Raw genomic sequence first — 14,093 nt, 5'->3', positions numbered from 1 at the left:
CTTAAGGCTCTATCGGCCCGGTGGACATCGGATAGCTGCCGATAATCTTGGCGAAGCTGGCCTTGCGCAGCACGCTGCCGAGCGCCGCTGAAATCTCGGGGTCGCCCGCGTCGCCTTCAAAGTCCACGTGAATCAGGTAGCTCCAGGCCCGGTCTTTGCGGGGGCGGGAAACAATGCTGGACATGTTCAGGCCGCGCAACTGGTTGAGGGTTTCCATCAGGGAGCCGGGGGTGTGGCGCACCGCGAAGACGATGCTGGTCTTGTACGGCCCCTCGCTCGGCAGCGCTTCACGGTGAGACAGCACCAGAAAGCGGGTGAAGTTAAACGGCTCGTCCTCGATGCCGCTTTGCAGCACTTCCAGGCCGTAGAGTTTGGCGGCCCGCTTGGAAGCGATTACGCCCTCGTCGCGTGCGCCGCGTCCGGCGAGGTCTTTGGCGCTGCCCGCCGTGTCGTAGGCGGCTACCGGCGTCAGGTGGTGTTTTTTCATGAACTCGGTGCATTGGTCGAGGGCTGGTTGCTGCGAGTAGACCCGTTTTATGTCAGTCAGCAATACGCCGGGCAGGGCCATCATGGCGTGTGAAACCCGCACCACCACTTCCTTGGTGACGTGCAAATCCGTTTCGGCCAGCAGGTCGATGGATTGCAAAATAGAGCCCATCAAGCTGTTTTCGACCGGCAACACCGCCAGGTCGGCCTGGCCGCTGGTGACCGCTTCCAGCACTTCATGAAAGGTGGCGTAGCCGTGAACGGCGGCATTTTCGGCGCTGTTCAGCGCGGCAATTTCGCTGTATGAGCCGGGATTGCCCTGATACGCCACTTTGACGGCGGTCTCCGGGTGGGGCAGGGCGTCTTCGGGAAGGCTCATGGTCATGCATGAAGCCTAGCGCAAGGTGGGCGGCTGGGGGCGGCTGCGCTAGGCTCAGGGCTATGCCTGTCTCCCCTCTGCTTGAGCTGGACGCCACCGATCTGATCGCCGCCGTCGCCGCCAACACCGCCAGCGCCGAGGAAGTCACGCAGCTGTATTTGGGCCGCATTGAAGCGCACAATCCGCAGCTTCACGCGGTCATCGCCGTCAACCCGCAGGCGCTGAGCGACGCTGCCGCGCTGGATAAACTCAGTGCCGTTCAGCGCGGAAAGCTGCACGGCCTGCCGATCCTGATCAAAGACAACATCGACGTGGCGGGCCTTCCGACCACGGCGGGCAGCGCTCTGATGAAGGACAACGTCGCGGCCACGGACGCGCCCCTGGTCGCCAGGTTGCGGGCGGCGGGCGCGGTAATTTTGGGCAAAGCCAACCTGACCGAGTGGGCCAACTTCATGACGGTGGAGATGCCCAACGGCTACTCGTCGCGCGGCGGGCAAACCATGAACCCCTGGAAGGCCGGGGCCGATACCGGCGGCAGCAGCTCCGGCAGCGGCGCGGCAGTGGCGGCAAGACTTACGCCCGCCGCCATCGGCACCGAAACCAGCGGCAGCATTTTGTCTCCGGCCCACCAGAACGGCGTGATCGGGCACAAGCCGACGGTGGGGCTGATTTCGCGCAGCGGCATCGTACCGATTTCGCCTTCGCAGGACACGGCGGGGCCGATGACCCGCACCGCCCGCGACGCGGCCCTGATTGCCAGTGTGCTGGCCGAGCCGGACGCAGAGCCTCAGGTTTTCGAGCTTCAACCCGGCGCTCTTAAGGGCGCAAAAATTGGCGTGATGCGCGGCGGTTTCTGGAAGGGCCTCGCGCCCGAGCAACTGGAGCGGCTCAACAACGCGCTGGAAGTGCTGAAGGCGGGCGGCGCGGTGCTCCACGACGTTGACCTCCCCACCGAAAGCGAACTCAGAGCGGCGGGCTTTGAAGCGCTGCTTTATGAATTCAAGCCTGCGCTCAACCGCTACCTGGCTGGGGTGACTGCCGGGCCGGGCAGCCTAGCGGCGGTGATTGAAGCCTCCGACGCGGATCCAAAGGCATTGCAGCGCTACGGGATGGTTCTTTTGCAAGCGGCGCAGTCGACCAAAGGCGACCTCTCCGAGCGGGCTTACACGCAGGCGCGGGCCAAGGATCTGGACTTGGCGGGCGAGCGGGGGCTGTTTCCCCTCTTTGCCGAATACGACGCGCTGATCTTCCCGTACTACAGCGGGTATTCGGTGGCGGCCAAAGTGGGCCTGCCCAGCGTCAACGTGCCGATTGGCCTCGCGGCTGGCCTGCCCACCGGCCTGCAACTGTGCGGCCCCGCGTGGAGCGACGCCCGCTTGCTGAGCCTCGCCGCCGATTTGCATGAGCGGCTGGGCGGGTTTGTGGCCGCGCCTGAAGCGGCTGAATCTACTGCCGGGTCTACTTTGGGCTCGACTGCCGGATAAGGTTTGCCGGAAAGCTAAAGGCTTTTGTGTACTCACCGGGCCGGGGCAGCGGGTATTGTGTGGGCTATGACGCTGACCCTTCTGGTGGCCACGCCGCAACTGCGCGGCAGCGTATTCGAGCGCGGCGTTTTGCTGATGCTGGACGAACAAAATGGAGCGCTGGGGGTCATGCTCAACCAACCCAGCGGCGTGCGTATTGGCGAGTTGCTGCCGGAGGCTGGGCCGTCCGCCGCCTTCCTCCCGGCCTACAATGGCGGCCCGGTGGAGCGCTCGGCGGGCTGGTGCCTTTACACCCAGCCGACGGGACAACTCCAAGAACATCAGCTGGCGGACGGGCTGTGGCTCTCGCGTGACCGCGACGTGCTGGCCGAGCTGCTTTCGGGCGATCAGGCGTTTTACCTGCTGCTCGGCTATGCGGGCTGGGCACCCGGCCAACTCAAGCGTGAGGAGCAAGAAGGCAGTTGGTTGTGGGGCGAAGTCAGTGCTGAAGATTTAGCCGAACTGCTGTGGCGCACTTCCGACGAAGCCAAATGGGACGCCGCGCTGAAACTTCTCGGTACGCCGCCGGAAAACGTGGTGGGTGGAGCGCAGGCTTAGCAGGCTTGGTCACAAAGGAGTGGCCAACTTGCCGCGCACTCCAGTTCTTATCACCACTTTGGGCGCAAGATTGAGCGGCACCAAGAGCAGAAAAAGGAGAGCAGATGACCTTAGAACAAATCAAACTGGGCACGCAGGGGCTGGTGGTCAGCCGTTTGGGACTCGGCTGCATGGGCATGAGCCAGTCGTACGGCACGGCGGCTTCGGGGAGCGCCGACGAGGCCGAGAGCCTGCGGGTCTTTGAAGTGGCGCTGGACGCGGGGCTGACCTTTTTTGACACCGCCGACATGTACGGCGTCGGCAAAAACGAAGAACTGGTGGGCCGGGCGCTCGGCAAAGTCAGAGACCGGGTCATTATCGCCACCAAGTTTGCCCTGATGCGCGGCCCTAACGGTGAAATGCTGGGCATCAACGGACGGCCCGAGTATGTGCACTCGGCAGTGGACGCCAGCCTCAAGCGGCTGAACATGGACTACATCGATTTGTACTATCAGCACCGGGTCGACCCCAACGTGCCGATTGAAGAGACGGTGGGCGCGATGGCCGAACTGGTGCAGGCGGGCAAGGTGCGTTACCTGGGCCTGAGCGAGGCCACCCCCGAGCAGATTCGCCGCGCCCACAAGGTTCACCCGATCACCGCCCTGCAATCTGAGTACAGCTTGTGGAACCGCCAGCCCGAAGAAGAAATTTTGCCCACCGTAACTGAACTGGGCATCGGTTTTGTGCCGTACAGCCCGCTGGGACGCGGCTTCCTGACCGGCGAACTCAAATCGCCGGACGATTTTTCCCCCGACGACTTTCGCCGCAATAATCCGCGTTTTCAGGGCGAGAACTTCCAGAAAAATCTCAAATTGGTTCAAGCGGTCGAACGGATGGCCAAAGAAAAAGGCGTCAGCACCGCGCAACTGGCTCTGGCATGGGTGCTGGCCCAGGGCCACGACCTCGCCCCGATTCCCGGCACTAAGCGGGTCAAGTACCTTGAAGACAACCTCGCTGCCCTGAAAGTGGAGCTGAGTGAGGGTGAGTTGCAGCGCCTCGCTGAGATCGCGCCGGTGGGTGTGGCGGCGGGAGCGCGGTACTGAGGAAAGAGAGTGGCAAGGGGGCGGAAACGGCAACTCTAAACTGACCCTTGAATTTTTCATCAATGGATTAAGTGCCGGGTTGCTGTTTTTTAACCTTCCCGCTTGAGAGGGGAAGTGAAAGGAGAGAGCGCCTCTCTCGCAAGACTTTGAAGACGTTTTTCACGTCCGGCGTACTCCTGCTGCCTGCCGCTCCGAACTGACGCCAAATGAGAGGATCGTCAGGCATTCGCCAGGCCGGGGCGGGGTATGCTGGAGGACGCTTATGGACGACTCCCAACATGCGACAGTGATGTACGGCGGCAACGCGGCTTTTGTGGAAGCGCTGTACGAGGCTTACCTCACCGACCCGGCCAGCGTGGATAGCGACTGGCGCAGTTATTTTGACGATGTGCGCGGCGGGATACGTGAAACCGCCCACACCGAAATTCAGCAGCGTTTCTATGACTTGGGCCGCAACCGCTTAAGAGCGGGCGCGGCACCCACCGAAAGCGGCGGCGAGAATCTCAGCGCGGCCCAGCAAGCGGCGGGCGCACTGATCAGCGCTTACCGCGTCTACGGCCACATCAGCGCTTCCAAAAACCCGCTGACCATTCGCCCGCCCGCCGTCGTGCCGGAACTGACGCCGGAGTATTACAACCTCAGCGCCCAAGATTTGATGACGCCGGTCAAGGAAGGCCACTTCAGCGGCAGCTTGCAGGGCGTCATCGATCAGCTCGAGCAAAGTTACTGCGGCCCAATTGGCTTTGAGTTTTCCTACCTGCCTTCCGCCGAGCGCGAGTGGTTTCAGCAGCGTATCGAAGCCTCCAAGGGGCGGGGCAGCTACACCACCGAGCAAAAAAAGCGCATCTACGACAAGCTCAACGCCGCCGAGGGTTTAGAAAAATACCTCCATCAGCGCTACGTGGGCCAGAAACGGTTTTCGCTGGAAGGCGGCGAAGCCTTTATTCCGCTGATGGACGCTCTGATTCAGGGCAGCGGCCTTCTGGGCATCAAGGAAACGGTCATCGGTATGGCCCACCGTGGCCGCCTCAACGTTTTGGTCAATATTTTCGGTAAAAAACCCGCCGACCTCTTCGACGAATTCGAAGGTAAAAAAGTCCTCTCGGATGACCCCGACGTGGCCGGTGACGTGAAGTACCACATGGGCTTTTCCAGTGACGTGCGAACCAACGGCGGCCCGATGCACCTCGCGCTGGCCTTTAACCCCTCGCACCTCGAAATTGTCTCGCCAGTCGTTCACGGCAGCGTCCGCGCCCGCCAAGATCACCGCGACGACACCGAGCGCAAGCAGGTCTTGCCAATCACCATTCACGGCGACGCGGCGGTGGCCGGGCAGGGCGTGGTCATGGAAACGCTCAACCTCTCTCGCCTGCGTGGGTTTTCCACTGGCGGCGCGGTTCGGATCGTCATCAACAACCAGATCGGCTTCACCATCTCCGATCCGCGCGATACCCGCAGCAGCCGCTACTGCACCGACATCGCCAAAATCGCCAACGCGCCGGTGATGCACGTCAACGGCGACGACCCCGAAGCGGTGGTGTACGCCGGTGAGCTGGCACTGGCTTACCGTCAGGAGTTCGGCAAAGACGTGTTCGTCGATTTGATCTGCTTTAGGCGGCACGGCCACAACGAAGGCGACGATCCGACCATGACCCAGCCGATCATGTACCGCGAAATCAAGACGCACCCCGGTACCCGCGCCCTGTACGCCAAAATCTTGGAAAAAGAAGGCGTGCTCAGAGCGGGTGAGGAAGCCGACATGATCACCAACTTCCGCGACAAGCTCGACGCGGGCGCGTCGGTGGTCACCGAAGTCGCCAACGAGGAGCAGAGCAAGCTGGCGATCAATTGGGGCCGTCACCTCGGCACCCATTGGACGGACGACGCCGAAACGCAGGTCAGCGCTGAGCGGATTGCCAAGCTGGGCGAATCGCTGAGCAGTGTGCCAGAAGGCTTCGTGCCTCACCGCGCGGTGGAGCGCGTGCTCAAAAACCGCCGTGAGATGAGCCTCGGTGAGCAGCCGGTGGACTGGGGCATGGGCGAAACTCTGGCCTACGCCACCCTCTTGGAAGACGGCTTCGACATCCGCTTGGACGGCCAGGACGCTGGGCGCGGCACCTTCGTGCATCGCCACGCCGTGCTGCACGACCAGTCGGCCACCGACACCCAAAACGAAGAATACATGCCGCTGGCGCATTTGCCCGGCACCACTTGCCGCATCGAAGTTATTGACTCCACCCTCTCGGAAGAAGCGGTGCTGGCCTTCGAATACGGCTACTCGACCAGTGCTCCCGAAAGCCTGGTGATCTGGGAAGCCCAGTTCGGCGACTTTGCCAACGGCGCACAAGCGGTCATCGATCAGTTTGTCAGTGCCGGCGAAAGCAAATGGCAGCGGCTCTCGGCCCTGACCCTGCTGCTGCCGCACGGCTACGAAGGTCAAGGCCCCGAACACAGCTCGGCCCGCTTGGAGCGCTATCTCCAGCTGTGCGCCCAGAAAAACATGCAGGTGGTGGTGCCCAGCAGCGCTTCACAGATTTTCCACTTGCTGCGCCGCCAGATGATCCGGGCTTACCGCAAGCCGCTGATTATCATGTCGCCCAAGAGCCTCCTGCGCAACAAAGCCGCCATGTCGCCGCTTTCTGACTTCACCGACGGCAAATTCTATGAAGTCATCGGGGACACCAGCAAGCCTGCCGCCCGCCGGGTGGTCATCAGCAGCGGCAAGCTGCACTGGGAGCTGACCGAAACCCGTCAGAAGGCCGAGGACGATGGTCAGCCGCTCGACGTGGCGCTTATCCGACTCGAGCAGCTCTACCCTTTCCCCGGCAAGCTGCTGGCGCAAGAACTTGAGAAATACCCCGGCGCGGACGTGATCTGGGCGCAGGAAGAACCACAAAATCAGGGCGCGTGGCTGATGCTCCGTGACGACTTGGACGCCGCCCTGCAACCCGGCCAGACCCTGACCTACGCCGGACGCTCCCGCAGCGCCAGCACGGCGGTGGGGTACAAGCAGATGCACGACAAGCAGCAGGCCCAACTGATTCGGGACGCTCTCGGCGCTCAGGTCGAAGTCGAGCAGAGCCGTCCCAAAAAAGAAGCCACGCCGCAGTCGTAAGGCTTACGCCGCCGCTCAGTCTTCACCCTATGAATGCGGGGGCTGAGCGCTGGTTTGCTGACGTATCATGGCTTCGCGCCGCCTTCAGAACCCGCCCCGACTTACCCAAGGAGTTTTCATGCCCGAGATCAAAGTTCCCGTTTTTTCCGAATCCGTCAGCGAGGGCACCCTGCTTTCGTGGAGCAAAAAGCCCGGCGACGCGGTGACACGCGGCGATATTCTGGCCGAAATCGAAACCGACAAAGTGGTGCTGGAAGTCACTGCCCTGCAAGACGGCGTGCTGGAGAGTATTGCCAAGCAAGAAGGCGACACCGTGCTGAGTGAGGAAGTCTTGGGCGTGCTGGGCGAAGCGGGGTCGGCTCCTGCGCCTGCCGCCGACCCTGAGTCCGGCCCGATTGCCGGTGAAACGAGCGCGGGTGGCACCGCCAGCCAACCCGATAGCCAACCGAGTGGGCAAGTGGCTGGAACGCTCGGCGGCACCGGCACTTTGCCGCCCGCTGTCCGCAAAATCGTGGCGGAGAACAATCTGGACGCCGCGCAGATTCAGGGCACCGGCCCCAAAGGCAACATCACCAAGCAAGACGCTGCGCTAGCATCGCAGGGCGGCGGCACCGACCAAGGCCCGCAGTCTGCGGCTGAACCCGCTTCGGCACGGGTCAGCGAAGCCAAAGCGCCTGCTGCTTCCGCGCCTGTTCCCAGTGGCCCCCGCGCCGAGCAGCGCGTGCCGATGACCCGCATTCGCCAGCGCATCGCCGAGCGCCTCAAGGAAGTCCAGAACACCGCCGCCATCCTGACCACCTTTAACGAAGTCAACATGCAGCCGAGCATGGATCTGCGTAAAAAGTACCAGGATCAGTTTGTGGCCAAGCACGGCGTCAAACTCGGCTTTATGAGCTTGTTTGTGCGGGCCGCCACCGAAGCGCTGAGGGCCTTCCCCAACGTCAACGCCAGCATCGACGGTAAAGACATCATCTATCACGGCTTTTACGATCTGGGCATCGCGGTGGCCTCTGAGCGCGGCTTGGTCGTGCCGATCTTGCGCGACACCGACGCCATGAACCTCGCCGACATCGAAAAAGCCATCGCTGCTTTTGCCGCCAAAGCCAAAGCCGGCAAGCTGACGATGGACGACATGTCAGGCGGAACGTTTAGCATCACCAACGGCGGGACGTTTGGCAGCATGATGAGTACCCCGATCATCAACCAGCCGCAGAGCGCCATTTTGGGAATGCACAACATCATCGAGCGCCCGATTGCCCAAAATGGCCAAGTGGTAATCGCCCCGATGATGTATCTGGCCCTCAGCTACGATCACCGGATCATTGACGGCAAAGAAGCGGTGCAGTTCTTGGTGCTGATCAAGAACTTGCTGGAAGACCCGGCCCGGATGCTGCTGGATTTGTAGTTTTGAGGAGTTAAAGCCGCCAACTGCTGAGTAGGGGTTGGCGGCTTTTTTGTGGATGTTTTGGGGTACGCTATTTGGCTCAAGTTGCCGCTCAGCGCCGCGCTCTATCCTGCCTGCATGACTGCGCCGCCCTTTGATCTCGCCCCACTTATGGCCCTCTACGGTCTGTTACATGCCCAAATCAGCGTCTTGCAACACGTCGGTGATCTGGTGATGAAAGTCGAAACGGTGGGCCAACGCTACAGCTTGCGCGTCCTCACGGCTGACAGTGATGAGACACGGCTAAAACTGGAATTGGCGTGGCTGAGCGCTTTGGCCCGCGATACGGAGCTGAATATTCCCTTGCCGCTGCACAATGTGGATGGCTGCCTGATCACGTACTGGACACCGCCCCACGAAACAGCGGCGCGGGCCTGCGTGCTGTCAAACTGGATTGAAGGCGAGCGGGCCAGCCGGCAGATGGGAATACCGCTCGCAAAGCAGCTCGGCCACCTCACAGCGCAGCTCCACCAACACGCCCGGCACCATCCCCAATTGTGGCAACACTACACGGGCCAGCGCTGGGACGCCGAGCGCTTTTACGGCCCAAATTCGTGGTGGGCGCGGCAAGCCCCACGCGATCTGGGGGAACACCACCAGGCGCTCATACCTGCCGTCAGCGCTTTGAAAGCGGCTTTAGCGCGGTTGGCTGAGACGCCCGAACAATTCGGCCTGATTCACGCTGACTTGCATTTTGGCAACCTCATCAGCGGCCCGCTCGGGCTGGGCGTGATTGACTTTGCTGAGGCTGCGCCGGGTTATTTCGCCTTTGACTTGGCGCTCACGGCAGGCGAACTGATGGATTATCCCGGAGGTGAGCAGTACGTCGAGGCCTTTTATGCCGCTTACCAGCAGGCCGCTGCCCCATACACCGGGCCGCTGACCGAGGTGGAAGTCTTTGGGGTGGCGACGGGCCTGGCGTTTCTGGCCTGGGTGTACGGATTGCCCGAAGGCCCGAAGCGGCAAGACAAATTGCGCTGGGTGCCTAACCTGATCTCCAAATTGCGAGATTTCGGGAACTCCTAAACCCTTCTCCCCGTATCTATCCCCGTGAACCAACCTCGCCTGACCGCCCGCCGCTCCCTATCCCCGCTGGGCCGTTTCCGCGCCGTGTGGCGAGACGCGCTGGCGCTGCTGCTCTCGCTGACCGACAAGCGCACTGGTGGCCAAGCCAAACTGATCGCGGCGCTGGCCCTGCTCTACGCCATCAGCCCGATTGACCTGATTCCCGATGGTATTCCGGTGCTGGGCGTCACCGATGACCTGCTGATCGTTCCGGCGGTGCTGGCCTTCGCTGCACGTAACTTGCCCGCGCCAGTGCTGTATCAGGCCAGAGGCAAAGTGAACCGGCTGCCTCGTATCTGGCCTTACGTCCTTGGCGCTGTGCTGGGAGTGGTGGCACTGTTCTACGGCTTAGCGTGGGTGCTGGCTAGAAACTAGCTCACGGCTGGTCGATTGTTGGTGTTGAGATTCGAGAAAAATGGCAATAAAAAATCCGCCTTCGCGGGCGGCTGCTTGCGTTTGATTGATAGGGAAACTATAGCGCGATATGCGCCGAAAGTCAACTTCATGCCTTTGAGCTTTGAGTTACATTGAATCGACTCAAAATTCGGTGTCTCAGACGCACTTTTCGCTCCTCTGCTCTCCTCGTAAGTGGTCAGGTCGAGGCGGCTTATGCAAGAACTCAAGCAATCAAATACTTGTCAGGAACTGCTTCAGCTCATCGGCGTTTCGTCTCATTTTGGACTCGTTGCCTCTGTCCGGCCAAGAACCCACCGCTTCCCGCTCCCAGTGCTACCCTGCGTTTCATGACTGGTCAGCAAAATGTGAGCTGGAACGCCGTTGTTCTTGGCGGAGGCGATCCCGGCGACGCTTTTGCCGCCGCGCACGAAGTAGACGTCAAACCCCTCATTGAAGTCGCGGGCCGTCCAATGGGGGAGTGGGTTTTGCGGGCGCTGCAGGAATCAGGCCGAGTCGCCCGCATCGCTTACGTGGGGCCGTTGGCGGGCGAGATGGCTGAACTGGTCAACGTGCGCGTGACCGACAGAGGCACCTTGATCGCCAACTTGGAAGCGGGCGTGGCCGCCCTGCGCGAACCCGGCAATGCTCCGCAGCGCCGCGTGTTGGTGGTCACGGCAGACATTCCCATGCTCACTGGCCAGCAAGTGCGGGACGTACTGGAAAGCGCCCCCGATTCGGGGTTGGTCTATCCGGTGGTCAGGAAGGAAGTCTGCGAGGCCGCGTATCCGGACGTGAAACGCACTTATGCCCGGCTCAAAGACGGCACCTTTACCGGCGGCAACCTGTTTCTCCTTGACCCGGCCCTGATCGGCAAATTTTTGCCGCGCCTTCGAGCAGTGCTCGACGCCCGCAAGCAGCCGCTCAAGCTGGCGGGCATCGTCGGCCCCGCTTTTCTGTTCAAGATGCTGCTGGGCCAACTCCGCATCAGCGAACTGGAAGCGCGGGTCAGTCAGATTTTGGGGGTGCAGGCGCGGGCGCTGATTACGCCGCACGCCGCTGTCGGCACTGACGTGGATAAAGAAGGCGACTTGGCGCTGGCTGAGAAACGCCTGGGTGGGGGCAAGGCTTAAGCCAGCGCGGGGTTGTGGGCTTTGGCCCTTGCCAAGCTGCGCCCAATCGGGCAATATGGCAGACATGACCCATATCATCACCAGCCCCTGCATCGGTGTCAAAGACCAAGCCTGCACCGAAGTCTGCCCCGTGGAGTGCATCTACGACGGCGGCGACCAGTACCTGATTCACCCCGACGAGTGCATCGACTGCGGCGCGTGCGTCCCGGCTTGCCCCGTCAGCGCCATTTTCCCCGAAGAAGACGTGCCGGACGGCGAAACCGCCTTCATCGCCAAGAACCACGAGTTTTTCGGGCTGTAAGAAAACCCATCAAAGAAGCGCTCATCCGAGATTTGGGATGGGCGCTTTTTTTGCTCACTCTTCCTCACTCCTCAAAAGTCAATCGGTGCTTTCTGATCATGTACAAATACAGCTCTTCTACTTTGGTTCTGGCCCAGGGGGTTTTGCGCAAGAACTTGAGGCTGCTGCCCACGCTGGGGTTGTCCTGAAAGCAGCGGATACTGACGCGCCGCCCCAGTTCTTCCCAGCCGTAGTAATCTGCGAGCCGCGTGACAATGTGCTCCAGCGTAACGCCGTGGAGGGGATTCGGGTTGGTCATGGCCCTGAGTGTATGATACCTGTCACCCGCGTGGGTTGACACTCGGCACTGCCCGGCGCACAGGAGCGGGCGTAAGCTCTGGGCATGAACGAATCACTCTCCAGCCAGCCCAGCGGGCGTCCACAAAACTTTGTCCCCGGCCTTTCAGGGGCGCTGGTGTTTCTGGTTCTGGCAGTGGCTTTCACGGTTGATGACAGCTTGGGTGACAGGGCAGGCGGTATTTATCTGCTCATTCCGCTGGCCGCCGTGCTGGGGCAGGCCATCAATTTGATGCTGAGGCTCGGCTATTTGCCCAGAAGCATGTACGGCGCTCTGTTCGGCGTTTGCATTCCCGCTGTCATCGGCCTGAGCATCATCTTCCCGTTTTCGCTGAATCATTTCTGGCTGCCCATACTGTTCGTGGGGCTGGCCTTTAGGCGGCTGATTCCTACTCGCCGCCTGCGCCGCTGAGTTCAGTTCCTGGATTGCCCAGCAGCGCCGAAAGTAAAGTGTCCATGCTCCGCTTGAGTGCGGGGCATGGACATCTGGCGTCGGTCATTCCTCTGTTGTGAAGGAGTCTCACGCCTCGGCGGCCACCAGTCCCAGCAGGCCGTCCAAGCTCAGCGCCAACAACGCCGCCAAGAGCGCTCCGATCACCACCAAGCCCGTGTTTTGCTGCGACAGCCCTTCAATAATCGGGGTGCCCAGCCCGCTCGCGCCCAGCGCCGCGCCGATGGTGGCGGTGCCGACGTTGTAGACAGTGGATGTCCGCACGCCCGCCAGCAAAATCGGCAAGCTCAGCGGCAATTCGACCCGCATCAGCCGCTGAGAGTCAGTCATACCCATGCCGCGTGCGGCGTCCAGCGTGGGTTTGTCCACGGCCAGCAGTCCGGCAATGGCATTGGACACCACCGGAACCAGACCGTAGAGCAGCAGGCCCAGCAAAGTTGGCTTGATCCCGAAGCCCAGCGCCGGAACTGCCAGCGCCAAGATCGCCAGCGTCGGCACGGTTTGGCCGAGGCCGGTCAGCGCTTCGGCCAGCCGCATCAGCGAGGCGCGGCCCGGACGGGTCACGGCCACCGCCAGCGGCACACCGATCAGCAGCACCACCGCCTCGGCACTCAGCACCAAGCCGAGGTGCCAGAGGGTCAGTTTCCACAGCGGGGTATCGAGTACCGGCACTTGCCCCGCTGACAGCGAGGACACGGCGCGGTTGAGCAGACCCGGAATCAGGCAGATCAGCAGCAAGGCGGGCCAGATGAAAACCGGCCAGATGGAGCGCAGGGGCCGCCGCGAACCGGGGGCGGCCAGGGTCACGCCCGCTCCGAAAGCTGGGCTCGCGGGGCAGTTTGCTCCAGATCATGAAACGACAGCACGCCGCTGATCTGGCCGTCCTCGCCGGTGACGGCCACCGCTTCGGCCCGCTCGCGTAGCATCACGCTCAGGGCGCTGCGGGCGTCGAGCTGGGCGCTGACCTGCGGCAGGCCGGTGCCGTCGCCTGCGCGGGCCAGTGTTCCGGCCCGCACGCCGGCCAGTTGGCGCAGCAGCGCGTCGTCGCCCAGAAATTGCCTCACGAAGTCGCTGTTGGGGCGGCGCACCAAGTCGTCGGGGGTGCCGAACTGCGCCAGCGATCCGGTGTTCAGCAGCGCCACCTTGTCACCGAGTTTGAGCGCTTCGTCAATGTCGTGCGTCACCATCACGATGGTCTTTTTGAGGTTGTGCTGAATCTCGCGGAAGGCTTCTTGGAGCTTGTCTCGGGCCAGTGGGTCGAGCGCCCCGAACGGCTCGTCCATCAGCATTACAGGCGGGTCGGCGGCCAATGCCCGCGCCACACCCACCCGCTGCTGCTGCCCGCCCGACAGCTCGCTGGGGCGCTTGTCGGCAAACTGGCCCGGCTCCAGACCCACCAGTGCCAGCAGTTCCCTGACTTTGGCGGCAGTCTGGGCTTTGGGCTGTCCCAGTAAGTCCGGCACGGTGGCCACGTTCTGAGCGACGCTCAGGTGTGGAAACAGGCCAATTTGCTGAATGACGTAGCCGATGCGGCGGCGTAGCACTTCGGGCTTCAGGCTCATGGCGTCTTGGCCTTCCAGCAAGATCTTGCCCGCCGTCGGCTCAATCAGGCGGTTGATCATCCGCAGCGTGGTGGTCTTGCCGCAGCCCGACGGCCCCAGCAGCGCCGTGATCTCGCCACTCGGAAAGACGATGCTGAGGTCTTTGACGGCGTAAAAGGGCTGGCCGGTCAGGGGGTCGTCGTAGCGCTTTTCCAGATGTTGCAGTTCAATCATGGTTCTCCATGCGGGCGGGCGTGAGGGTTGAAGCGGACACGCCTGTATGTAT

14 protein-coding genes are annotated in these 14,093 nt (G+C 62.1%); 10 read left to right on the top strand and 4 right to left on the bottom strand.

Going from position 1 to position 14,093, the window contains the following annotated elements; genetic code table 11:
• Position 1: 1 nt before the first annotated feature.
• Positions 2-871 carry a prephenate dehydratase gene (locus EHF33_RS08410; protein WP_124869993.1) on the bottom strand — a complete coding sequence of 290 codons (870 nt, stop codon included), beginning with the start codon at positions 869-871 and terminating at the stop codon, positions 2-4.
• Positions 872-927: 56 nt separating this feature from the next.
• Here EHF33_RS08410 and EHF33_RS08405 point away from each other — a divergent pair, with 56 nt between their 5' ends.
• The 9 genes from EHF33_RS08405 (at position 928) to EHF33_RS08365 (ending at position 11,479) form a co-directional block, all read left to right on the top strand.
• A complete protein-coding gene (locus tag EHF33_RS08405; protein ID WP_124869990.1) occupies positions 928-2,349 on the top strand; it encodes an amidase family protein in 1,422 nt (473 codons plus the stop codon).
• A 66-nt stretch (positions 2,350-2,415) separates the two neighbouring features.
• Positions 2,416-2,946, top strand: a complete 531-nt coding sequence (locus EHF33_RS08400; protein ID WP_124869987.1) for a YqgE/AlgH family protein — start codon at positions 2,416-2,418, stop codon at positions 2,944-2,946.
• A gap of 104 nt (positions 2,947-3,050) precedes the next feature.
• On the top strand, positions 3,051-4,028 hold the full coding sequence (locus EHF33_RS08395; protein ID WP_124869984.1) for an aldo/keto reductase: 978 nt from the start codon (positions 3,051-3,053) through the stop codon (positions 4,026-4,028).
• Between the two features lie 262 nt (positions 4,029-4,290).
• Positions 4,291-7,143 (top strand): 2-oxoglutarate dehydrogenase E1 component, encoded by a 2,853-nt coding sequence (locus EHF33_RS08390; protein ID WP_124869982.1) that lies wholly within the window; start codon positions 4,291-4,293, stop codon positions 7,141-7,143.
• Between the two features lie 118 nt (positions 7,144-7,261).
• A complete protein-coding gene (odhB, locus tag EHF33_RS08385) occupies positions 7,262-8,548 on the top strand; it encodes a 2-oxoglutarate dehydrogenase complex dihydrolipoyllysine-residue succinyltransferase (RefSeq protein ID WP_124869978.1) in 1,287 nt (428 codons plus the stop codon).
• A gap of 117 nt (positions 8,549-8,665) precedes the next feature.
• On the top strand, positions 8,666-9,613 hold the full coding sequence (locus EHF33_RS08380; protein WP_124869975.1) for a phosphotransferase enzyme family protein: 948 nt from the start codon (positions 8,666-8,668) through the stop codon (positions 9,611-9,613).
• Positions 9,614-9,637: 24 nt separating this feature from the next.
• The gene (locus EHF33_RS08375; RefSeq protein ID WP_241191102.1) at positions 9,638-10,027 is read left to right on the top strand and encodes a YkvA family protein; all 390 of its coding nucleotides are present in this window, start codon (positions 9,638-9,640) and stop codon (positions 10,025-10,027) included.
• Positions 10,028-10,395: 368 nt separating this feature from the next.
• Entirely contained in the window at positions 10,396-11,178 is a 783-nt protein-coding gene (locus EHF33_RS08370) for an NTP transferase domain-containing protein (protein WP_124869972.1), read from the top strand.
• A 64-nt stretch (positions 11,179-11,242) separates the two neighbouring features.
• Complete coding sequence (locus EHF33_RS08365) at positions 11,243-11,479, top strand: ferredoxin (RefSeq protein ID WP_124869970.1); 237 nt, start codon at positions 11,243-11,245, stop codon at positions 11,477-11,479.
• A 64-nt stretch (positions 11,480-11,543) separates the two neighbouring features.
• On the opposite strand, the gene EHF33_RS08360 is transcribed toward EHF33_RS08365, so the two are convergent.
• Positions 11,544-11,777: a VF530 family protein gene (locus EHF33_RS08360; protein ID WP_124869967.1), complete on the bottom strand. Its 234-nt coding sequence runs from the start codon at positions 11,775-11,777 to the stop codon at positions 11,544-11,546.
• Between the two features lie 84 nt (positions 11,778-11,861).
• Between EHF33_RS08360 and EHF33_RS08355 the strand changes: the two genes are divergently transcribed.
• Positions 11,862-12,227, top strand: a complete 366-nt coding sequence (locus tag EHF33_RS08355) for a hypothetical protein (protein ID WP_124869964.1) — start codon at positions 11,862-11,864, stop codon at positions 12,225-12,227.
• Positions 12,228-12,335: 108 nt separating this feature from the next.
• Here EHF33_RS08355 and EHF33_RS08350 read toward each other — a convergent pair whose 3' ends face one another.
• Both EHF33_RS08350 and EHF33_RS08345 read right to left on the bottom strand, forming a co-directional pair.
• Positions 12,336-13,073: an ABC transporter permease gene (locus EHF33_RS08350; RefSeq protein ID WP_241191101.1), complete on the bottom strand. Its 738-nt coding sequence runs from the start codon at positions 13,071-13,073 to the stop codon at positions 12,336-12,338.
• Positions 13,070-14,041, bottom strand: a complete 972-nt coding sequence (locus EHF33_RS08345) for an ABC transporter ATP-binding protein (RefSeq protein ID WP_124869961.1) — start codon at positions 14,039-14,041, stop codon at positions 13,070-13,072. Before EHF33_RS08345 ends, EHF33_RS08350 begins: the two co-directional genes overlap by 4 nt.
• Between the last annotated feature and the right edge of the window lie 52 nt (positions 14,042-14,093).

Origin of the sequence: Deinococcus psychrotolerans (assembly GCF_003860465.1) — a bacterium.
GTDB classification, from domain to species: Bacteria; Deinococcota; Deinococci; order Deinococcales; family Deinococcaceae; genus Deinococcus; species Deinococcus psychrotolerans.
This window is presented reverse-complemented; position numbering and strand designations above follow the sequence as displayed.